This window comes from Streptomyces roseoviridis, from assembly GCF_039535235.1.
Classification (GTDB): Bacteria; Actinomycetota; Actinomycetes; order Streptomycetales; family Streptomycetaceae; genus Streptomyces; species Streptomyces roseoviridis.
Window position 1 is genome coordinate 1,259,580 of sequence record NZ_BAAAWU010000001.1, and the last position, 21,016, is coordinate 1,280,595.

The 21,016-nt window shown below is 69.8% G+C and carries 24 protein-coding genes; 8 read left to right on the forward strand and 16 right to left on the reverse strand.

Annotated features, from left to right (window positions below; genetic code table 11):
- Positions 1-24: 24 nt before the first annotated feature.
- Both ABD954_RS05605 and ABD954_RS05610 read left to right on the forward strand, forming a co-directional pair.
- Positions 25-258 carry a hypothetical protein gene (locus ABD954_RS05605; protein WP_345484648.1) on the forward strand — a complete coding sequence of 78 codons (234 nt, stop codon included), beginning with the start codon at positions 25-27 and terminating at the stop codon, positions 256-258.
- 88 nt (positions 259-346) lie between these two features.
- Positions 347-1,039, forward strand: a complete 693-nt coding sequence (locus ABD954_RS05610; protein WP_345484649.1) for a hypothetical protein — start codon at positions 347-349, stop codon at positions 1,037-1,039.
- Between the two features lie 189 nt (positions 1,040-1,228).
- Here the strand turns inward: ABD954_RS05610 and ABD954_RS05615 are convergent, their stop codons facing one another.
- Genes ABD954_RS05615 through ABD954_RS05625 form a run of 3 tightly spaced genes read right to left on the reverse strand, consistent with a single transcriptional unit; the run spans position 1,229 to position 2,659 of the window.
- Positions 1,229-1,906 carry an SPDY domain-containing protein gene (locus ABD954_RS05615; RefSeq protein WP_345484650.1) on the reverse strand — a complete coding sequence of 226 codons (678 nt, stop codon included), beginning with the start codon at positions 1,904-1,906 and terminating at the stop codon, positions 1,229-1,231.
- Between the two features lie 41 nt (positions 1,907-1,947).
- A complete protein-coding gene (locus ABD954_RS05620; RefSeq protein WP_345484651.1) occupies positions 1,948-2,253 on the reverse strand; it encodes a hypothetical protein in 306 nt (101 codons plus the stop codon).
- Positions 2,254-2,296: 43 nt separating this feature from the next.
- On the reverse strand, positions 2,297-2,659 hold the full coding sequence (locus ABD954_RS05625; RefSeq protein ID WP_345484652.1) for an SPDY domain-containing protein: 363 nt from the start codon (positions 2,657-2,659) through the stop codon (positions 2,297-2,299).
- A 292-nt stretch (positions 2,660-2,951) separates the two neighbouring features.
- On the opposite strand from ABD954_RS05625, the gene ABD954_RS05630 reads away from it, so the two are divergent.
- From ABD954_RS05630 to ABD954_RS05640, 3 genes are read left to right on the forward strand one after another with little or no spacing between them, the layout of a single operon-like run.
- Complete coding sequence (locus ABD954_RS05630) at positions 2,952-3,926, forward strand: serine/threonine protein kinase (protein WP_345484653.1); 975 nt, start codon at positions 2,952-2,954, stop codon at positions 3,924-3,926.
- A 47-nt stretch (positions 3,927-3,973) separates the two neighbouring features.
- Entirely contained in the window at positions 3,974-4,549 is a 576-nt protein-coding gene (locus tag ABD954_RS05635; RefSeq protein ID WP_345484654.1) for an ABC-three component system middle component 2, read from the forward strand.
- Positions 4,546-6,570 (forward strand): coiled-coil domain-containing protein, encoded by a 2,025-nt coding sequence (locus ABD954_RS05640; RefSeq protein WP_345484655.1) that lies wholly within the window; start codon positions 4,546-4,548, stop codon positions 6,568-6,570. Before ABD954_RS05635 ends, ABD954_RS05640 begins: the two co-directional genes overlap by 4 nt.
- A 224-nt stretch (positions 6,571-6,794) precedes the next feature.
- On the opposite strand, the gene ABD954_RS05645 is transcribed toward ABD954_RS05640, so the two are convergent.
- Positions 6,795-7,517 (reverse strand): cation efflux transmembrane domain-containing protein, encoded by a 723-nt coding sequence (locus tag ABD954_RS05645; protein ID WP_345484656.1) that lies wholly within the window; start codon positions 7,515-7,517, stop codon positions 6,795-6,797.
- The gene (locus ABD954_RS05650; RefSeq protein ID WP_345484657.1) at positions 7,517-7,852 is read right to left on the reverse strand and encodes an ArsR/SmtB family transcription factor; all 336 of its coding nucleotides are present in this window, start codon (positions 7,850-7,852) and stop codon (positions 7,517-7,519) included. Before ABD954_RS05650 ends, ABD954_RS05645 begins: the two co-directional genes overlap by 1 nt.
- Before the next feature lie 630 nt (positions 7,853-8,482).
- Here ABD954_RS05650 and ABD954_RS05655 point away from each other — a divergent pair.
- The 3 genes from ABD954_RS05655 to ABD954_RS05665 all read left to right on the forward strand — a co-directional run bounded on the left by ABD954_RS05655 (position 8,483) and on the right by ABD954_RS05665 (position 11,303).
- Positions 8,483-9,373, forward strand: a complete 891-nt coding sequence (locus ABD954_RS05655; RefSeq protein WP_345484658.1) for a hypothetical protein — start codon at positions 8,483-8,485, stop codon at positions 9,371-9,373.
- Between the two features lie 43 nt (positions 9,374-9,416).
- Positions 9,417-9,947 (forward strand): carboxymuconolactone decarboxylase family protein, encoded by a 531-nt coding sequence (locus tag ABD954_RS05660; protein WP_345484659.1) that lies wholly within the window; start codon positions 9,417-9,419, stop codon positions 9,945-9,947.
- A gap of 81 nt (positions 9,948-10,028) precedes the next feature.
- Positions 10,029-11,303 (forward strand): MFS transporter, encoded by a 1,275-nt coding sequence (locus tag ABD954_RS05665; protein ID WP_345484660.1) that lies wholly within the window; start codon positions 10,029-10,031, stop codon positions 11,301-11,303.
- Positions 11,304-11,551: 248 nt separating this feature from the next.
- Here ABD954_RS05665 and ABD954_RS05670 read toward each other — a convergent pair whose 3' ends face one another.
- The 11 genes from ABD954_RS05670 to ABD954_RS05720 form a co-directional block, all read right to left on the reverse strand.
- Entirely contained in the window at positions 11,552-12,535 is a 984-nt protein-coding gene (locus ABD954_RS05670) for an MSCRAMM family protein (protein WP_345484661.1), read from the reverse strand.
- 58 nt (positions 12,536-12,593) lie between these two features.
- Positions 12,594-13,427, reverse strand: coding sequence for a hypothetical protein (locus tag ABD954_RS05675; RefSeq protein ID WP_345484662.1), 834 nt, complete (start codon positions 13,425-13,427; stop codon positions 12,594-12,596).
- A gap of 14 nt (positions 13,428-13,441) precedes the next feature.
- Entirely contained in the window at positions 13,442-14,293 is an 852-nt protein-coding gene (locus tag ABD954_RS05680; protein WP_345484663.1) for an SPDY domain-containing protein, read from the reverse strand.
- Positions 14,290-15,795 carry an ATP-grasp domain-containing protein gene (locus ABD954_RS05685; protein WP_345484664.1) on the reverse strand — a complete coding sequence of 502 codons (1,506 nt, stop codon included), beginning with the start codon at positions 15,793-15,795 and terminating at the stop codon, positions 14,290-14,292. Before ABD954_RS05685 ends, ABD954_RS05680 begins: the two co-directional genes overlap by 4 nt.
- A complete protein-coding gene (locus tag ABD954_RS05690; RefSeq protein WP_345484665.1) occupies positions 15,792-17,078 on the reverse strand; it encodes an MFS transporter in 1,287 nt (428 codons plus the stop codon). Before ABD954_RS05690 ends, ABD954_RS05685 begins: the two co-directional genes overlap by 4 nt.
- A gap of 225 nt (positions 17,079-17,303) precedes the next feature.
- Positions 17,304-18,140 carry a winged helix-turn-helix transcriptional regulator gene (locus ABD954_RS05695; RefSeq protein WP_345484666.1) on the reverse strand — a complete coding sequence of 279 codons (837 nt, stop codon included), beginning with the start codon at positions 18,138-18,140 and terminating at the stop codon, positions 17,304-17,306.
- 32 nt (positions 18,141-18,172) lie between these two features.
- Entirely contained in the window at positions 18,173-18,574 is a 402-nt protein-coding gene (locus tag ABD954_RS05700; protein ID WP_345484667.1) for a hypothetical protein, read from the reverse strand.
- Positions 18,575-18,997, reverse strand: coding sequence for a hypothetical protein (locus ABD954_RS05705; protein ID WP_345484668.1), 423 nt, complete (start codon positions 18,995-18,997; stop codon positions 18,575-18,577).
- A complete protein-coding gene (locus tag ABD954_RS05710; RefSeq protein WP_345484669.1) occupies positions 18,994-19,443 on the reverse strand; it encodes a hypothetical protein in 450 nt (149 codons plus the stop codon). Before ABD954_RS05710 ends, ABD954_RS05705 begins: the two co-directional genes overlap by 4 nt.
- Positions 19,444-19,584: 141 nt before the next feature.
- Positions 19,585-20,292 carry a hypothetical protein gene (locus ABD954_RS05715; RefSeq protein ID WP_345484671.1) on the reverse strand — a complete coding sequence of 236 codons (708 nt, stop codon included), beginning with the start codon at positions 20,290-20,292 and terminating at the stop codon, positions 19,585-19,587.
- 31 nt (positions 20,293-20,323) lie between these two features.
- Entirely contained in the window at positions 20,324-21,013 is a 690-nt protein-coding gene (locus ABD954_RS05720; protein WP_345484672.1) for a hypothetical protein, read from the reverse strand.
- Between the last annotated feature and the right edge of the window lie 3 nt (positions 21,014-21,016).

The following is a 21,016-nucleotide window of genomic DNA, read 5'->3' on the forward strand; positions in this document are numbered from 1 at the left end:
CAAAACCACGTCGTAGGGCTGAAGATGCTCCACCAGCGACCGCTCGTGATCGACGGAGAGGTACGGACGTGCGACGGGTGCGGCGCCTACCGCGACTGGGTCGTGATCAACGTCCCCGACGCGGTATGGCTGCGCTGCCCTGCTGGGCACGAGCAGCCCGAGGCCCGCCTCGACATCGCCTGGTACGGCCAGCACAGATGCCCCTTCACGCACGAGCACGCCTCCTACGAGGACGGCCTGCGGCACCTCGGCCACTGACCGCCCACCTGCCCCACCGATGTCGCCGGAGGAGAACCCCGTCGCGGGTCCGGCCAGTCAGCCCGCTGTCGACCATTGAAGGGGTCCCGTGCGCCGTCGCGCCTCCACCGCCCTGTCCGCCGCCGTCCTCGCCTCGCTCACCATCTCCGGCTGCGCCGGCAGCAACGCCCGAGCCGGCGACTCCGGCTCCTCGCCCACCGCCGCAGTGAAGCCGGCCCCGGCCGCAAGGCCCGCCGCGCCCCTCACCTCGGCTGCCCTGGCCGAGCACCTCCTCGACGAGACCGACCTCGGCCAGGGCTATACCCGCAAGCCCGAGTCCAGCAGCAGCAGCCGCGACGGCGTCACCGTGATCGGCTGCCCCGCCCTGGAGCACCTCGGCGGCGACGCCGCGGCTGGCGGGAGCCTGGACTTCGCCAACAGCGCCAAGGCCACGTTCACCTACACCCGCGGTACGAACTCCGAGGTGGCCGAGGAGCTGTACAGCGACACCCAGGCCAAGCTCGGCCTCGACACGAAGACCGTCTTCGAGGCCATGACCAGCTGCCCGCTCTATCAGGTCGTCGTGAGCGACACCCCGATCGCGGTCGCCACGCAGAAGCTGCCGGCGCCCGCCATGGGCGACGAGGCGTGGAGCCATCTGCTTACGTTCACCGCCGGCGGACGCGACACGGTGATGAAGCAGACCGCCGTCCGCGCCGGTTCCGTGCTCGTCGTCGTCTCCGGATCGCCCGCCCTCGTCGACACACATCTCAACCGCGCCGTCGACAAGGCACGCGGCTGACCCTGGCCCTCCGGGCATACGAAAGCGGCCCCTGGCTCTCTGAGCCCAGGGGCCGCCCTCGTTCACCACGCGCAACCGGCGCGGACGAGTGTCGTACAAGTGATCATGAACAGGGGTGAAGGCGGAGGGCGTCGCGGCCCGAGGACCTCTCTCAAGAGTGGTGGGAGCGGGCCGGCAGTGACAAGCGGGTTACGGGGCCGGGGTGACGAAAAGGCGGCCGTCCGCGTTCTCGGGCGGGTTGCGGCGCAGCACCGGTATGGGTGAGGCGAGGGAAGCGGCGAAAGCGGCGACGAGATCGTGGGGGACGCTGGCGCTGAAGGTCGCCGTCCACTGGTAGGGCTCGCCGATCACGGGCTCGGCCCACGCCTGCCATCCGTACAGGTCCGGGCGCGGATCGCTGTCGCGGACCAGCTCGGGCAGTTCCCCCCAGGCGAAGCCGGCAGACATGCCGGGGTCCCAGACACGGCTATGCGGGGTGTCGAGATCGCGGGCCCACCCGAGCGCGCAGAGGGCGTCGAGGACGACGTCGCGGCCGGCGTAGTTGATAGCCGGGTCCGTACGTGCCTCGACCGCGAGGAGGAAGTCGCCGATCGCCTCGGGGGGCGTACCGGTGGTGAAGTAGGCGTTCCACTCCATCACCGCGCTGCCGGCGCAGGTTCGGGCAGAAATGTGCCAGGCAACCGGGAGATCCCCGAGCAGGAAGTCGTGAGAGCCCCGGACCCACTCGGCACCGGCGAGTCCACGGGGGCTGAGGTGCAGCAGCGTGCTTCGCGCCGTCGTCCACGTGCTCCAGCCGACCTCCATGAGCGTGTCGGCGACACGGTCGGCGAGTTCGTCGTCGTCGCCGGCCAGGTGGCGCGGCCGCACCCAGTACGCGGGGTGGGAAGGGTAGTGGGGGTGGTACGGGTTCAGATGCCCTCCAGGCGATTGGGGTGGTACGAGTGCGCGGCTACGGCGCCGCGGTGGCGGCGCGGGGCCTCGGTCGGCTCATGCCAGCCCGCGCCGACGGTCACGGCTGGCGGTACGGGACCGAGCTGCTCTCCGCTCTCCACGACGTAGATCACGGCGTTGCCGAACGCGTCGGTCGTGGCCAGGACATCGGCGATGGCGTGCTCCAGCGGAAAGAACGGGTTGATGGCGAGGCGTACGGGGGTGTCGGGGGTGACCGAGGAAAGCCACGCGATGAGGTGGCGGGCGGTGAAGTCCGAGGACAACAGGGCCTCCGTGCGTAAGAAGGATGGTCTGGGGTCGCCGCCGTCAGGCGGGGGCGACGGGGCTGGAGGTGGCCAGGATTCGCGTGACCGCTGCGGCCACCACGTCGACTGGGGTCTCCGTGTCGAAGGAGATGGAGTAGCCGGGGGCGTCGGCGGTGCCAGTGACTGCGACCTTCCAGCCCTCGCCGCTGTACCCTGGCCGGCCGTCGGGGAACCAACCGAGGTAGAACCGGCCGTCCTTGCTGGCGATATGGACGTCAGCGCGGTCATCCACGATGACCTTGAAGTCGACATCGGTGAAGAGGTCGATCACTGCCATCGGCTGCCCTCGGCCGAGCAGCCACGTGCGCAGTCGGAGCGCGGCGACGGTGGTGGTGAACCCGGGGCTCGAAGCATCCACGGTCACGAGTAATCACCTCTTTGACCTGGGGTTTCTTGGGGAGGCGTCTACGTTGACATCGCCTCTCCCCGTTCCACCAGTCCTTTCGCGACTTTCCCTGTCTGCCCGGGGCGAACCGGCGTCCCTGTCTCTGCCCACCGGCGCATCCACCGTGCAGTAGCCGAGATATTGCCGCCGCACACCTTGATCGATTGATTGCGTAACACTTACGCTGGCGGCCGTTACTGTGTGTGGCGCAGGGTGAACATCCCGCTGAAGTGGGTTCACTCGGGTTGCCTGCGGGATGCGGGGGTGCAGGTTGGACAACTCCATGCCGGTGGCAGCTGGTGTTCCGCCCATTCATTTCGGAGTGCACGAACTGCGGACCGGAAGCGCGGACGGGGCACGGGCCGACTTCGAGCAGATGCTCGCGCAGCTCGCCAGTGCGACCAATCCGAACGTCCGGATGATCGCGGCGAATCCGGGCGACTGGGGAATCGACGCTTTCGCCGGTGACCTCGGGGGCGCCATCACTGTGTGGCAGTCCAAGTACTTCATGCCGAAGACCACAATCAGCCAGTCGCAGCAGATTCGCAAATCACTCGCGAACGCGCTGAAAGCCGCAGCTGCCAACGGTCACACCATTACGCTCTGGATCCTGTGCATCCCCTCGAGCATGGACGGTCCGACAGCCGACTGGTGGGACGGCTGGAAAAAGCGGCAGGAAAGGGCGCACAGCCTCGTCATCGAGCTGTGGGACGAGACCACGCTTCTGAGGAAGCTGCAGAGCCCCGAAGGTGACCAGGTACGCCGCGCCTATTACGAACCGTTTACGCCACCCGCCGCTCCCGCCCAGGAGCAGATGCGCCTCGTGCTGGATATGGAAGAGGAGAAGGCGGCAGCGCTCGACTCAGCCCTGTTCGTGCGTCAGATGACCGAGGCCGGCCACATCGAACTGGACTCGGCGAAGAGGCAGTTCTTCAACGCCGACCTGGTGGCGCGCGAAGTCGCACACAAGGGCGTGCCGGCTGAGGTTGCCGCCTTGAGCTCTGCTGACGCCACCCTTCACGGGGTGTGGGAGATGCAGTTCAACGAGTGCTCGGCCGAGGGCACCCTCGCAGCTCTGCACGGCCGGGTATGGCGCGAGGTGCGCGGTGAGCACGACAAACTGCCCAAGGTGCTGCGTCTGGAGGTGACGCACAGCTGGGGTCTGGTCCACCGGCTGGTCGACAACCGTCGGGCAGGGTGGGTCACGCACTGGCGCCAGATCGCGAGCGGTCACGTCGGCGACTGAGAACTCACGACCGTCCGTACCGCTCGACCACTGATGAGGAGCATGCTGTGCAAGCAGACCGGCCCGTTGTGATGCCCGAGGACGAAGTGCCTTTCCGCCTCGCACAACTGCTGCTGCTCCTTGACGCCGTCGCCGCGCAGGACGCGAACGGGGCGACCCTGGAACGCCTCGGATACTACGACTTCCTCTCCGCGAACCCCTTCCTCGTAGTTCCCTCTGAGGGCCGGGACGCCAGCCTCCTCCGGCTGGCCGGATTCGACCCGCAGGTCCTCGCCTACGCGTCCTCCTCACAGCGATTCACGAGCCGGCGGGAACGGATCCAGCACGACCTGGCGCTCCTGGTGGCCTATGGGTGCTGCAAAGTCCGAACCCGCAACGGCTCCCTCACCTACTCAATCACCGAGGCCGGTCAGGAGCTCGGCGGGCAGTTCACCGCCACCTACGCCACCTCCTTTGCTGCCGCCGCCGACATCGTCGTCCGCCAGCTCCGCAAACTCAGCGACAAAAGGCTGCGCGAGCAGACCGCACGGTGGCTCAGGCCGGACGGACCCGACGGCCCCACGGCTGCCCTCATGAGCGTTCTAGGGCCAGGCCCGTTGCCGGAAACGTCCTGGGAGGGATGATCACCATGGAGCCGCTTCCCGGCATCCGGATCCGCCATCTGCGCCTGGTCGGCATGGATCGGTCTTACGACGTCGATTTCACCGCCGGCCAGAGGGTACGGAACCTCTCCGTCATCGCCGGGGCGTTCAGCTCCGGCAAGACGGCGGTGCTGGAGTTCATCGCCTACGGGCTCGGAGCGAAACGGCACCCCCGCCACCAAGAGGTGCTGCGAAGGGTCCGTTCATGCCTCGTGGAGGTCGAGCTCTCCGGCGAGCCGCACGTGATCGAGCGGTCGGTCGGAGAGCCCTCGAAGGTCGCCTTCGTACGCCGCGGAACGCTCGACAGCAGGACCGCCTCCAGGGCGGAGAGCAGGCCCATCGACCCGCCCGGGGCACCGGAAAGCCTGTCCTCCCTCCTTCTGAGCCACTGCAAGCTCGAAGGCGTCCAGCTACGCGAAGCGCCTACCAACAGCGAATCCCGCACGGACCCGCTCAGCTTCCGCGACCTGATGTGGCTCGCCTTCCTGCCCAACGAACGCGTCGCGGACAAGAACTTCCTCTTCGAGAACGACTACATGCGCAAGCACAAACTGCGGCAGGTCGTCGACGTCGCCTTCGGGGTCCACGACGACCGCGCCGTCGAACTCGGCCAGCGCATCCAGGAACTCGGCGGCCGGCTCAACCGCGCGAAAGCCGAACTTGCAGCAGCCCGTACCTTCGTCGTGGAGCAGGCTCCCACCGCACTGGACGGTGAACCCACACCTGCCGTCCACGAACAGGAGCTGGCTGACATCACAAGCCAGCTCACAGAGTTGGACCGCCGGGCGCGGGCAGGAACGGAATTCGCGGCCCAACTGCGCCACCAGCACAAAAAGGCGGCCCAGACTTCACAACGGGCGGCAGCGGTCCTGCGGGACTGCGAAACGCAGATCCAACGCCTAATGCCTCTCCGAGCGCAGTACGCCGACGATCTCCTCAAGCTCGGCATGCTCGGCGAAGCACAGCAGCTCTTCGATCCCCTGAGCGTCACCACTTGCCCTGCCTGCCTGAACCGGCTGTCGGCTCCCCCCACCGCCGACAACGGACGCTGCAGCCTCTGTCGCCATGAACTAACGGAAACAGAAGGGACGTTGGCCCTGGGCGCCGCTGACACCGGTAGCCAGGCCGGGGACAACCGGGTGGACGTCGCAGCCGAGACTCGGTCCACCAAAGCCCGCCTCAAGGAGATCACCACCTACATCGATGAGCTCGGCGCCTCGCTCGCCGCACTCAAACTCCGGGCGGAAGAAGCGGCCATCCGGGAAGAGGAAGCCGCCGCCGCGCTGGACGCCGCGACATCGCCCTCCGTCTCACCGTTCCTCGCCGCCCGCGACGACCTGCATCGAAGGCGCGAACAGGTCCTGCGCCAACTCGAACAGGCCGAGAGCGCAGTCAAGCTCCGCGAAGGACTTGCCAAACGGGCCGACGCCGTGGAACGCCACGAAGCTCAGATTGCCCGTCTCCGCGAGGAACTCGCACGGCTCGGGGACGCCTCCCACGACCGCGATCGGATCATCGCCAAGATCAGCAGCCGGTACGGCGAGCTCCTGCGGGCCTGGCGCTACCCCAAAGTCAGTACGCCCTTCATCAAGACCGACCTCACACCCTTCGTGCGCGGTGAGCCGTACCAGGAAGCCTCTTCCGGCGCCCGGACCCTGCTGACCCTGGCCTGGCAGCTGGCCGTCTTCGAGATCGCCGTCGAAACAGGGGCCGCACACCCGGGATTCCTCATGATCGACAGCCCTCAGAAAAACCTCGGCCACGGCGGCACCCTCGATGCCGTGATCGCGGATGCCGTCGCCATCGACGACTTCTACCACCACCTCTCCCTCTGGCTCGCAGAGCGCGGTAGCCGAGCACAGCTCATCGTCGCCGACAACAGCCCGCCACCGCTGGTGGAAGGCAGCGTGGTGGTGCGCTACAGCCGCAACGAGGACCGTCCACCGTACGGACTGATCGAAGACGAAACCAGCGCGGACGACGAGGTGAATGCCGAGGTGTAAAACGCGTTCCCTGCCACGGCGCTCTTCTCCGGTAGCGGGCTGATCCAGTAACGGCGGCGTAGCGGATCAGCCAATCAGTAGTCGAGGGCCGGTGCTGCTCTGACTCTGAGCTGGCAGGGGCGTCAGTGGCTGCTGCGGCTCGGACGGGCGAGGGGACCATGGAGCCGTTCAGTGCGAAGCGGGCCCGGTGTTGATGCTGGGGCCCGCTTCGCACTGGTGAATGGTCAGTTGCAGCAGTCGCAGCCGGGGCGGCAGCCGCACGCGTCTGTCTCGGTGCCGCCGGAGGGGACCGCCGCGGCGGCGGGTGTTGCGCAGCAGCCCTTGCCCTGCCAGGCGTCGCGGCCTTCCTTGACCGCGACGGCGGCGATGACAAGGGCGGCGATCGGGTCGGCCCACGACCAGCCGAGGGTGGCATTGAGGACCAGGCCCGCCAGGAGGACGGCGGAGAGGTACGTGCACAGCAGGGTCTGCTTGGAGTCGGCGACCGCACTGGCGGAGCCGAGTTCGCGTCCGGCCTTGCGCTGGGCGACGGACAAGAACGGCATCACGGCCAGGGACAGGGCGGCGATGACGATGCCGGGGATGGAACGTTCGGCCTCGGCGGTGCCGGCCAGCGCGCGGACGGCGTCGACGCTGACGTAGGCGGCAAGCGCGAAGAACGACACCGCGATGACCCGCAGTGTGCGCTTCTCCCGGGCCTCGCGCACAGCATGGTCGCGTGTGGAGAACTGCCAGGCGACCGCCGCAGCCGAGGAGACCTCGATGACCGAGTCCAGGCCGAAGCCGATCAGTGCGGTGGAAGAGGCGATCGTCCCAGCGGTGATGGCAACGACCGCCTCGATGACGTTGTAAGTGATGGTGGCCGCGACCAGCAGCCGTATCCGCTTGGCGAGCGCGTCACGGCGGGTCGGAGCCGGGCCTATGCCGATGGATATCTCGGCGGTCATCAGCAGCAGCCCTTCTCGTCCGCGTCCACACAGGCCTTGTCGGCCTCGACCGCCACGACGGCGGTGCGTAGGTCGTCCAGCGCCTGCCCGAGGCGTTCGTCGGCGAGCTCGTACCGAGTACGGCGGCCCACCGGTACCGCGACGACCAGGCCGCAGTCGCGCAGGCACGCTAGGTGGTTCGACAGCCGCGTGCGCGAAATTTCCAGGGTGTCGGCGAGGTCGGCAGGGTGGGCCGGGGCCTCGCGCAGGGCGAGGAGTATCCGGCAGCGGATCGGGTCGGCTAGGGCACGGCCGAACCGCGCCAGCACCTCGACGTCAGCAGCGAGAGTCAGCACACTACCGACAGTACACAGATGCATGAATTCATAAAACCTTGAATCTGCGGCAATGGTCGCGACCGCGGGACCGGGGGTACGGCCCCGGTGCCGAGATCGACCACAGGGCCTGCCTGCCGAAGGTGGTCGAGTAGCGCGCCCGAGTGCGGCTGCCGGTCCACCGCCCTCCACACCCCGCCGAGGCTCCCAAACAGCATCAACAGCAACATGGCCAAGTCGGCGAGAGAACCAAGGACGTTGAGGTTGGTGTGACACAGCGGGGAGACACGGGCGACGCCCTCGTCCAGAGCCGTGCAGCTCGTCGGCCGGCAACCGTCCGCAGCGCTTGACGGGGCGCCCAGGTACCGGCGCCCACAGCGCCACGGCGTTCACGACCAAGTCGAGCGTGCCGAGCTGGTCCTACTGCCCTCGTGGCATGAGCAGCCGTGCTGGCACACCGCTGTCTGGCGGTTGGCAGTTGCCAGTTGACCATTAATGGGCGACTCCGCCCGGTAGATCCACTTCCGAAGGCGCCCCCTCGGGAAATTTCCGCCATCGCAGCCCTCCGGAATACCCCCCGGGGGTATATGGTTACGATCAACGTCCTGAACGGACGACGCCGAAAGGCGCACTTCACACCTGGGAGATGTGATGAGGAATCACTCCGGCCTGGACCAGGCCAACCACGGCGTCCACGGGGCTCATGGCGGACACAGTGCCCATGGCGCAGCTCTGCCCGGTGGGCTGTCGGTCTCCCAGGACGGGTACACCCTCGAGCTCGACTCGACGATCCGCACCGCCGGCGTGCAGCCGGTCGGCTTCCAGGTGGTCGGTCCCGATGGGCGGGCGGTGACCGAGTTCGTCCCGGAACACGAGAAGGAGCTGCACTTCATCGCCGTCCGGCGTGACACGTCCGGCTTCCAGCACGTGCACCCGGTGCGGGACGAGAAGGGCACCTGGAGCACCGAACTGGCCCTGGAGCCGGGAGACTGGAAGTTCTTCACCGACATCCACCCGGCGGGCCACGACGGGACCCTGACGCTGGGGATCGACGTCGCGGTCGCCGGACCGTACGAGCCGCGGCCGCTCCCGGAAGCCACCGGAATCGCACGGATCGGCGCGTACACCGTCGCGCTCGACGGCACGCTCGTGCCCGGCAGGGCGAGCGAGCTGACCCTCACCGTCAGCCGGGACGGCCGCCCCGTCACCGACCTGGAGCCCTACCTGGCCGCATACGGGCACCTCGTGGCGCTGCGGGTCGGTGACCTTGGCTACCTCCACGTCCACCCGGAGGGCCACCCCGGCGACGGCATCACCGCGCCCGGCCCCGACATCGCCTTCGTGGCGGTCGCGCCGTCGGCCGGCACGTACCGCCTGTACCTGGACTTCCAGCACGACGGCGTCGTCCGGACGGCCGACTTCACCGTGCGGACCGCCTCGGCGGCTGCCGCGCCCGCGCACGAGGGCCACCACGACGGTCACCAGGCACACCACGGCCACCACGGCCACCACGCACACCACGCACACCACGCACACCACTGACCGGCATGAACGGAACGTACAGCCCCGCACCGGAAGGAACGTCATGCCCCGCCTGACCCGACTCACGCCCGACACGGCGGTCGGCGCCTCGCGCGACCTGCTCGCCGACCTGGCCTCCCGCCACGGTCAGATCGGCGACATGGTCTCCACGATGGCGCACTCACCGGCCGTACTGGGCGGATACCTCCAGCTCAGCAGGGCCATGGGACGAGCCAAACTCGACCGCAGAATCAGCGAACGGATCTCGATCGCCGTCCAGGCACTCCAGGGCTGCGGGCTCTGCCTCGACGCGCACGTCGGTGCCGCCCGCGCCCTGGGCGTGGACGAGGAAGAGATCGAGCGCGCCCACGCGGGCACCTCGGCCGATCCCGCGATCGCGGCGATCATCGGCCTCGCCCTCCAGGTCTACCGCGAGCCGACGTCGATCACCGACGAACAGCTCGGCGCGCTCCGTGAGCACGGCTACAGCGACCGCGCGATAGCCGACGTCGTCGGCGTCGTCGCGCTCAACATCCTCACCGGCGCCTTCAACCTGCTCGCCGGCCTGACACCGGGGAGCGACACCGGTGCCTAGAGACACCCCCGCCTGTACTCGCGGGGCACGGCCGCCACCCCGGGGCCGTGCCCCGCCGCATGGACACGGAAGGAACCCGCCATGCGTCTGTTCGCCATCCGCGACTACCGCCGCCTCTTCAGCGCCCAGGTCATCGCCCTGTTCGGGACCGGACTGACCACCGTGGCCCTCGGACTGCTCGCCTACGACCTCGCCGGCCCGCGCGCCGGGACGGTCCTCGGCACCGCCCTGACCATCAAGATGGTCATGTACGTGCTCATAGCCCCGCTGGCCGCCGCGTACGTCGACCGGCTCCCCCGCAGGACCTTCCTGTTCGGCCTCGACGCGATCCGCGGCGTCGTGGTCCTCGCGCTGCCGCTGGTCACCGAGGTCTGGCACATCTACGTCCTGATCGGCCTGCTCCAGGCCGCCTCCGCGGCGTTCACCCCGACCTTCCAGGCCGTCATCCCCGACATCGTCACCGACGAGACCGACTACACGCGGGCCCTCTCCGCGTCCCAGGTCGCCTCCACCATGGAGAGCCTGCTCAGCCCCGTCCTCGCAGCCGTCGCCCTGACGTTCCTGAGCTTCGACCGGCTGTTCCTGGGCACGTCCGCCGGATTCCTCCTCTCCGCCCTGCTCGTCCTGTCGGCACGCGTCCCCGACGCCCGCCCCAGCACCCACACCAAGGCATGGGACAAGGCAGCAGCGGGGATCCGGACCTTCCTCAGGACGCCGCGGCTGCGCGGCATCATGGCGCTCAACCTCGTGGTCGCGGCGGCAGGGTCGATCGTCGTCGTCAACACCGTCAACCACGTCCGAGACGAGCTCGGCGGCTCGCAGTCGGACGTCGCCTGGATGCTCGCCGCCTCGGGCACCGGAACCCTCCTGGCCGCCCTCGTACTGCCCCGCGTCCTCGACCGCATCGCCGCCCGCACCGTCATGACGACCGGCGCCGGAGTCCTCGTCGCCGCCACGACCGCCGCGGTGACGCTCACCGCGGCCGGCCTCGCCACATGGACCGGTACGGCGATCATCTGGACCGCGATCGGCGTCGGCATGGCGCTGATCATCACACCGACCGGCAAGGTCCTGCGCGCCTCCGTCGGACGGAACGCGATCCCCGAGGCGTTCGCGGCCCAGTTCTCCCTGTCGCACCTGGCCTGGCTGATCACCTACCCCGTCGCGGGATGGCTCGGCACGAACGGCGGCTTCACTCTCGCCTGGACCGTCCTCGCGGCCCTTGCCGTGGCGGGAGCGATCGGCGCCCTCCTCCTGTGGCCGCGCCACGAGCGACGACCAGCGACGACCGCACTCGCGACACCCGCCCGGCACGCCCCCAGCACCGACCGGTCCACCCTCACCAAGGCCGCGTGAAGCGCCACGAACCTCGCTCAGACTGTCTCCGTCATACAGAACCCGCGCTGTTGGCCGCACACCGAGAAAGCCGTAGCCGCCGTCCCGCTCCACGCGGGCGACGGCCGCGGCCTTGCTCGTACGGGAACGAACACGGGAAGGGTCATGACGCGGAGACGAAGCGCCTACAGGAGCAACGCAAACGGTCCCAGGAACCTGACGATGGTTCCTGGGGACCGTCTAGAAGGTCTTCGCTGAACTTGGCTCGGTCAGCCGGCGGACTGGCCTTCCTCGTCGCTCTTCTTCTGCCGGCGAATGGCGATCAGGGTGGCACCTCCGGCCGCGATCAGAGCTCCGCCGGACACGAGGATCCAGGTGTTGGAGTCGGCTCCGGTGTGGGCGAGGGAGCCCTCCGGGGTCGGGGGGCTCGGCGCGCTGGCGGTCGGCACCGTTGCCGGTGTGGTGGTGGCGGAGCTGGACGGCGCGGGGGTGCTCGGCTTGGCCGGAGGCGTCGTCGGAGTGACCGGGGGTGTGGTCGGCGGGGTGACCGGAGGTGTGGTCGGCGGGGTCGTGGGCGGCTGGGTGGGCTGGGCCTTCTTGGTGTTGGCGAAGGTGGCGGTGGTCTTCTCCGCGGGCTTGGCGGTGATCTTCACCGGGGTGGTGTCGAGCTGGTAGCCGGTGGGGGCCTTGGTCTCCGTGGCGGTGTAGGCAGTGCCGGTGCGGGAGGAGACGGGGAGCTTGGTGGTTGCGGTGCCGTCCTTGCCGGTGGTCAGGGTGAGCGCCTTGCCGGTGCCGGTAGCGGAAGTGATGTTGATGACGGCGCCGGCCAGGGGCTTGCCGGTCTTCTTGTCGATCTTCTTCACCAGCAGTTCGGCGGGCTTGAAGGTGTCGATGACCGTGAGCTTCACGGTGTGCTCGGGGGTGACGATGACATCCTGGTCGGGGGCCAGTTCGTGGATGGGGCTGCCGGAGTCGGTCTCCTTGAGACGGTACGTGCCAGGGTGGACGTTCTCGAAGCGCAGGATGCCGTTAGTGGCGGTCTTGCCGGTCAGGGCCTTGGTGCCGTTGAGGGTGTCGAGCAGGGAGAACGCGGCGCCGGCGAGGAGGGTGCCGTCGGGGTCCTTCTTGGTGATCTCGATGGCGCCCGGGGGGATGTCGGGGGCTTCGGCGAAGGCGGTCGGGGCCCAGATCAGGGAGCCGGTGGCCAGAGTGGTCGCGGCGATCGTGGCCGCGGTACGGCGGGAGGCACGCATGAAGAAGGGGGTCTCCTGATTCTTGGTGTGATGTTGGAGGCCGCCACGGGGGCGGGAGTCAGTGGATGCGGGTGGTGGACCGGATGGCCGCAGTCGCCGGGAGGGCGGAAGACGCGCTCGAACGTCGTACTGCCGGGGTGGCGGCGGCGTGCCGCCAGGCGGCTGCCTGAACGAGGGATCGTTGTTCGTCCAGCGGAATGCTGGAGATCCGGTCGAGGGCTGCGACGGTGTCGGGGCCGAGTCGGCGTCCGGTGAGCTGGGTGACGGCGGCGGCTTCGGCGAGCATGCCCTGGTCGAGGGGTAGCCCGAGGATGTCCATGACGTAGAAGCGGGCGTTGTGGAGGGACTCGGAGACGGTTCTGCCGTCGTAGGTGCCGGCCTCAGCGAGGCCGAATACGGCTTGCGTCGCTTCGTGGAGCCGGGCGAGCGTTGCCGGGTCGCTTGCCCAGAACTGGTCGTGCCAGCGGACCGCCCAGGGCTCGGGTTCGACCTCGCGCGCCGTGAGCAGGGCGGGACACCAGATGCGCGCCAGGTCCTCGATCGCCTTGCGCAGGCCGGCGAGTTCCGCACCTGCCCAGGGCGCAGGGCCGTCCTTGTGCCAGTCGCGGATGACGCCGCGGCCGGCGGCGAGCCCTTGTGCGGCATCACGCCGGACGAAGGTGTCGTGGTCGGCGAAGGAGAGGTGCCGGGTGTCGAGGGCACCGCGCTCGACGTGGGTGACGGTGAGGCGGAGACCGTCGTACTGCCGGTCCATGACCGTCTGGGCGAATTCGATCCGCAGCCGGAGCGGCGAGTCCCTCACGGGTGTGGCGTAGTAGGTATCCCCGACAACGGTGCCAGAGGCGAAGGGGAGGGCGAGTTCGTCGAAGAACTCCTTGGCGCGCAGGGGCATGTGAGTTCCGGGGGTCAGCGGCGCGCGGCGCGTCCAGGGGACGGCATCGCGGTCGCCGGGGGTCGGGTGGTGGTGCTCCAGCGGGGCACGCTGAGCGTGGTGATCGCCGGCGGCCGTCGTAGGGTGCGCTGGACGTCGAGCGGGGTCGGGGCTGGCGGCTTCGGTGGGGTGACGGGGGTGAGCTGGGCCAGGGCCGCGAGCTGTGGGGAGAGGTGTTCGCGGTAACGCAGGACTGGGGTCGGGTCGGTGAAGGCCGCCGCGGTGGCGGCAACCAGGTGGGCAGGGGTGTTGGCGGTGAACCGCGCCTCTGCTCGGGTGCCCCAGCCGGGCGGTCCGGCCCACAGCTCGATCGTCTCCGCGTCCGGGTCCTGGCCGCGGACGTCGATGGAGACGCCGGCGTTGCCGTCGGGCGCGAGGAACCCGATCTCGCCGGGGAGCAATGGCTTGCGGGACCAGCCCCCGTCGATCAGGGGCTGGATCCCGGTTCGCCAGTACGGGGAGGGGCGTTCGAGGAAGCGGTCGTTGCCCTCGGCCCAGTCCTGTGCGAGCTCGGTGGTCAGGGCCGCGACGAGCTCCGCTGGGGTGACGTGGTTGAAGGTCGCCGACCAGCGAGTCGGGGAGGAGGTGTCCTCGCTGGCGGTGATCTTCCACAGCTCGAAGTCGTCGCCGTACCAGCCGATCCGGATGCGGTGGTCCGGCGAGGTGACCAGGAGCTGACAGGGGCCGTCGTCGAGGTCATGGTGGGGCCAGTGGGCGACGGGGGCGAAGCCTGCGTCGCCGGTTCCATTGGACCCGGCCAGGTAGCGGGGGGTGACGTACACATCGCCTTCGGGCGGATAGACACGGCGGGTCACGTTCTCCGTCACGCGGTGGCTCCTGCGGCCCCGGCAGCGGACCGGACGGCGAGGGTGATGTGCTTCGCGGTCTCTGCGAGGCGTTCTTCCACCTTGGCGGCGTCGTAGCCGGTGACGACGTAGAGGCCGGCGCGAGCTACGTCGACGTCGCCTTCCGGCGGCAGGACGATCTCGTCGCCGAGGTGACCGATCCACTTGAGGCGGTCGAGCCACGGCGTGCGGCCGGCGAACTCCTTGTCGATGGAGCGGTGGGTGAGGGTACCGGAGGTCTCCGGGTAGAGGAGGGTGACGCCGGCGGCGCGCAGGCGGGTGCGCTCCAGGCCGGGGCTTGTGCCGGAGGCGATGTCGGCTGCGATGCGGGGGAGGTCGAGGCCGGTGGCGAGACGCACGAGGTGGCCGATGAGGTCGCCGGCGATGCGGCCGTTGACCTCGATGATCCGCGGGCCGGACGTGGTGAGGCGCATCTCGACGTGCTGGATGCCGTGGTCGATGCCGAGCGCACGGATCGCGGCGGTGGCGATCGGGGCGACCTCGGCGAGCAGCGGGTCGGCGGCGTCGACCGTGTGGCCGATCTCCTCGAAGTACGGCTCGAAGCCGAGCTTCTTACGGGTGACGGCGACGGCATGGGCGATGCCGTGCTGGGTGACGCATTCGACGCTGATCTCCGGGCCGTCGAGGTACTCCTCGACCAGGACGTGCGCGTTCTGGCCTCCGGCGAGGCCCGCACCTGCGGCGGCGAAGTCGAAGGCCCGGGCGAGGTCTTCACTCTTGTCGACGCGGATGACGCCGACGCTTCCGGCCTGGCCGGCGGGCTTGAGGACGACCGGGTATCCGATGTCCTCGGCCAGGGTCATGGCCTGCATGAGGTCGGCGACGCGGCCTGAACGCGCCGAAGGGACCCGGTGGGCAGCCAGGAGCTCGCGGGTGGCGTGCTTGTCGCGGCAGTTTTCCATCACGGACGCCGGGTTCGTGGGCAGTCCAAGGTGCTCGGCCAGGCGGGCGGCCTTGACGAGCAGGGGCTCGTTCCAGGTCAGGACGCCAGCAATGGCGTGCCGGGCGGCGAGCGCCTCCCCTGCGGGCAAGAGTTCGTCGAGCTTGTACGGGTCGGCGACTTCGTGGTCGACGACGTGCTCGGTCTCCCAGGTGAGGGCCTGTGGGGTGATGACGACGACGTCGTACGCGGCGGCGACCTGCTCCAGGCAGTAGCCCCGGTACACCTCGTCGCCGGGGGCGACGATCAGGACCGTCGGACGGCCGGTGGTATGCGTGGGGGAGGAGGCCGGGAAGGTGGTCACGGGGAGGTCCTTGTCTTCGGGGGTGCTGGTGTGGCGGGTGGCGGCGTCGAGCAGGCGGCGCATGTCGGTGGCCAGGCCGCCCGGGGCGAGCAGGTGGCCGGCGAGACCGCTCGCCTCGGCGGCGGGCAAGACGGCAAGGCGGTCGGTGAGGCCGCGGACGAGGGAGGCGGCGCACAGGGCCTGGTCGGCACTGAACGGCGACAGGGGTGTGGTGGTCATTGCGGTTGTGGTTCTCCGAGCGATGGGGCCGAGCTGGCGGTGCGGGTGGCACGCATGGCGGGTTCGCGTCGCAGGCGCCAGAACGCGGCGGTGAGACCGGCGGCTTGGAGGCCGGCACAGGCGGTCAGGACGTGGCCGATCGCGGTGGCGGGGGTGAGGGCGACGAGGATGCCCGCGAGCGGGAACGGCAGGAGCATCACCAGGATGGTCACCGCGAGGGTGGCGCCGAAGACGGGCTCGGGGATGAGGTGGGAGCGCAGGGTGCGCAGGACGACGGTCATGCCGCCTTCGCCGGCCATGAGGACGGCGGTCATGACGAGGAAGCGGGTGTAGTCGCCGGCTTGGGAGACGGCGAGTCCGGCGAGGGCGGCAACGGCCGCGCTGGCGGCTCCGGCCGGCCACAGGCCGAGGCGGTCGATCGCGAAGCGGCAGGCGGCGACGGCGAGCAGGGAAGCGGCGGCTGCGGCTGACCAGATGAGGCCGACGGCGGCGCTGGACTGGCCCAGGTGCTGCACCACGATGACCGGGGCGGCGGCCTGCAGGAACCCGGTGGCCAGGTTGGAGACGGTCAGGCCGGTCACGAGCCAGGCGAGTGCCGGCAGGGAGGTGAGGGTCTTCCAGCCGGTGCGCAGGCCGCTGAGCGCGGGTGCCGCAGGCGGGACGAGCCGGGGTTCGCGGTGCCAGGGCGCCAGCAGCGCTCCCAGCAGGGAGCAGGCGGCCATCGTCAGAAGGGTGCCGGTGACGCCGACCCAGTGCAGGAGGAATCCGGCGAGCGCGGGCCCGGCGAGGGTGGCGGTCTGGTCGATGCCGAGGAGGACGGACTGCACCCGGTGGGCGCGGTCGCCGGCGTCCTTGCTCGCGGTCGCGCCCGCGGTCTCGGCGGCGATGTAGGAGAACTCCGTGACGACGCCGGTGATGGCGGCGAGCGCCATCACCGTGACCGTCGCCCCCACTCCTCCGGCCTGTGTGGGCAGCACGAACGCCGCGGCCACGACGGCCAGGGCGCGCAGTACCGAGGCGATGCGGAAGACTCGCTTGGTGCCGTGCCGGTCCACGACCTGCCCGGCGAGCGAGAACGCGGCGAGGCGGGGCACCCACTCCAGGGCGAAGGCGATGCCGGTGAGAGTGGCGGACTGGGTGGTGGCGAGCACGATCAGCGGGATGCCGTACGTGGACATCGCGAACGCGGCCGCATCGGCCGTACGGGGAAGGTAGATGCGGCGCAGCAGGGACAGCTTGGGGAGCAGGGCGTGCCGGGGCCCGGCGATCACGAAGTCGGTCATGTGCTTTCGTCGAGAAGAAGGAGTCCAGCCCGCGCACGGCGGGTGAAGCGGAAGGGGCGGAGGGACTACCGCCCGCTGCGGCGGAACGCCGGCCGGACGGACGGGGCCGCCTAGGCTCGCCCTCTAGGTGGGCAGAGGTGGTGGTGAGCATCCGCAGGAGCTGGCTGCCTCCGCCTCGGCGGGCGACAAGCGCGTCGATCTGGGCGCCGGGTTCGGCCTGCTTACTCAGCGGCGTGCGACTCCCGCCGCAGCCGGAAGCGGCCGGGCGACGGAGGTGTGGGAGAACAGGTCGCCGGGCTTCCACGCGGGAGCGACCGGTGTTGTCTCCAGGGCGGCGGCCGTCATCCGCGGGTCGGGACCGGTTTGCGTGGGAACAGGGCGCAGGGTGGGCGAGGCGGTATAGGAGGCGGGTGAGCCCGTCGTCCAGGCGATGAGTGCCTGGTAGGCAGGGGTCAGGGCCCGGCCCGCGGCGGTGAGCGTGAACTTCCCTTCGCGGTCGCGGCCCACTAGGCCCTTGATCGTCAGGTGGCGCAGGGGGTGGTAGACGGCGGTGGGGTGAGCGTCGGGCATGACGGAGGAGGCCAGGGCTGCGGCGGTCGAGGCGTTGCGGACCCGGAGTGCCCACAGGATCGCGGTGGCGTGCCGGGGAGAGATCAGTGCGAGGGCGTCCTCGATTTCCTCGGCCTTGGCTGCCGAGCGGGGCGTCTCCTTCTTGGTGACGGGGTCCTTCGTGGTGGGGCGCTCCAGGTGGTGCCGGCCCCACTCGGCGAGGGTGTCGAGGACGGGCAGCAGGCGGACGCCCTTGTCACTGAGCCCGTAGACGACGTGGCGACGGGTGTGCTCCGTGCGCTGGACGAGGCCGCCGGCTTCCAAGAGGCGGAGCTTGGGCTGGAGTTGACCGTCGTGCAACCACGGCATGCGGGCCTTCAGGTCCATGTATCGGCCGGGAGTGGTCAGCGTCATCAGGATCCAGGCGTTCCACCGGGGGGAGATCGTCTCCAGAGCCTGGGTGACCTGGTCGAGGTCGCGGTGGGTGGGTGCGGGCAGGCCGGAGGCAGGCATGGGAGTACTCCTGGAACGTGGTGGGGTGGTGCTCAACGGGCGTGCGCGGCTCGGGCGGTGGGCGGCACCGGAGACGGGGAGGCCGGAGGGCTGGCCGATGCTGGCGTGCGGTGGAGGCTCTGGAGCACGGCGGTGGCGTGCTGGGCCTGGGTGTCGCGGATGACAACCGCCTCGGCGATGCGGCGGCTGCAGTCGAGAAGGTGGCCGGGAGTGGATCGACCGACATCGCGGCCTGGAGCGGCGAGCTGCAGAAGGCGCTCGCGCTGGAACTCGATGTTCTTCTCGGCGAGTTCGACGGTCGAGAAGGCGTCGAGGAGGGCGGCCAGCATGGTCGGGCGGTCGGTGGTGGCGGCGTGGGCTTCGAGGTCGGCCCGGGGCCAGCCGTAGAGGGCTTCGATCCGCTCGGCGAGCGATTCCGATACGGGGTAGGGCAATCAGCGTCCTCTAGCCGGGTGCGCCACCGCGTCCCTGGCCGGCGGGGTGGTTCGAGCGGTGATCACCGATTGGGTGAACGTCACTGGGCGTGCTGGTTCGGGTGGAGGCTCGGCGTCGAGGACCTCGTTCAAAGCGGTGAGGTAGTCACGGCGGGCCGAGAGCGCGGCCTCCATCCAGTAGGCGTCCATCCGCAGCTCGTCCTCCGACAGCTCGTCCATGCTGCGGTCGGGGGCGCTGCGGACATGGACGCGTTCGCGGACCCGGGCAACCTGCTCCTCCGTAAGGGCAAGGAACGAGCGCATCTCCAGGGCTGTGCGGAGCCGGGAATCCGTGACGGCTGCCTGGTACAGCTGGTCGATCGGCGCGCCGAAGACGTCGACGAGTCGGTCGTCCTGGCTGCTCGGCTTGGTGCGTACGTTCATCGGCGGCTCCTGACGGGGACGGATACGGGGGCTGCGGTCCTCGGCACCGGGGTGGTGCTCAGGACGGGACCCGTGCGGCGGACGGCCCGGCTGATGGCCGGCTGCGCGGGCAGGGGGTAGTCCTCCAGGAGGTGGCGAACGGTGAGCGCGCGGCCGTCGCGGATCGTGAGTGCGGTGTTGACGCGCTGCGCCAGCGTCATGACCTGCTCGTCCAGCTCCCCTGCCGGGGCGCGCTGCAGGGCTTCGACGAGCTCGTCCTCGGCCGAGGTCAGCAGGCTCTGGGCCTCTTCGAGGTCGTCGTACCAGCGCACCACAGCGCTGGGCAGGAATGACGGGGCGGGGCTGCTGCGTACGGTCACACGCAGGTCGTCGAGGGACGCGCCGAAGCGGTCCTCTATCTGGCGGGCCACGGCGAGAAGAACGTCGTCGTCGGCTTCTTCGGACACGGGCAGACTCCTCTCCTTGAAGTGGGCAAGCGGGAAGGGCCGGAAGCAGGCGCTCCGGGCGGGTGACATCAAGGATCCGGAGAATCCCCGGTTTACCTAACCGGGGATTTGCTGCTACCTTCCGCCACTCGCGCCGGCCGGTCAGCGGGTACGACCCCGGGCGGAGGCCGGGCCCGCGGGCCTCGCCGAAAGGCTGCGGGCAGTGGTGGGCGTGGGCGCCGGCAGCGGGGTGCTGCGGTCCTCCAGCCAGTCGAGGGCTGCCTCCGCCGTCTCGAAGGCTCCCTCGCGCAGCCGGTGGGTGCCGGCCTGAAGGTCGGTGACTTCGAGCAGCAGGCGGTAGGGGTGCGCCTGCCGGGGATTCACGGCCTCCAGCAGCACCGCGGTCTCCTGCGTCGGATATCCCTCGCCGACGTGACTCTCCACGAGCGAGTACCGGTTGGCCGCGTGGCGAAGACGTCGTTCCAGGGTCGCGGTGGTCTCGTCGGCGGGCAGGGTGCCGCGGTCGCCCGGCGGATAGACGGCGTCGTCGGGGCAGCCGCGTCGGATGAGCCAGGACTGCGCGAGCGCCAGCAGCGGGTGCCGCTCGCTGTCGAAAGTGAAGGTCCGGGAGCCCACGTCCCGGGTGAGGTGCAGGGCGATGATCGCGGCTCCGCCCGGGGCGCCGTAGATGGTGGAGGCGTCGTGCAGGACAAGAAAGGTGTGGCGGTCATCCGCCGTGTGGTGCTTGGCCAGCGTGGTCAGCTCGTTCTCACACAGCGAGATGCGGTCGTCGAAGTCGCTTCCGACCCCTGGTGTGGCCGGCCGGTATCCGTTGAGTCGGAAGTCCGGGTTGTGCTGGGAATGGGTCAAATGAGGTCCTTACGGGGCCGGAGGAGGCAGCTCAGCGACGGGTCCGTGAGGTGGCGGGCCAGGAGCCGGGGCGAGCTGCGAGGCCGGCTGCGAACCGGTCCGAGGGCCGGGTGGAGAGCGCGGATCGGCCGGCGTCGGTGAGAGTGACCGGCTGACCGGCGTGCAGGGGACGGGATTCGTCACGCTGGATGAGGCCCGCCTGTTCCAGCCGTTCGCAGTCCTGCTGAGTGACCCGCGTGCCGGACGCTGTCGTCACGGACAGCCGCTGCGTGAGGAGGTGCTCGTAAAGTTTGGCGCCCTGGCTGATCGCCAGAAGCAGGGCGATCTCGCGGGCCTTCAGCTCGGTGTGAGCGGCCGGGTTCCGGACCGCCCGTGCGTCGATGGGTTCGAGCGCGTCGGCGACGTCCCGCTCAAGCTTTTTCCGGCACGTGACGGCCTGTTTGAGCTGCTCGACCGTGCGGTCGATGCGAGGGAAGAGCGATTCGTCGATGGCGTGGTCGCCGCTCGCCAGGCGCTGCAGGAGGACGCGGTAGAAGGTCACCCCCCGTTCGGCGTCGGACAGAGTGCGGTGGGCCGCAGCGAGGCGGGCGGTCTGCTCGTCAAGGAGGCCGTGGTCGTGGTCGTGCCAGAGGCGGTCGATGCTGAAGCCGACGGCGAGTTCGATGCGGTGGTCGAAGGAGGTCAGCGCCGGGGAGGGCGCCGAAGTCACCGACTGGGACAAGGG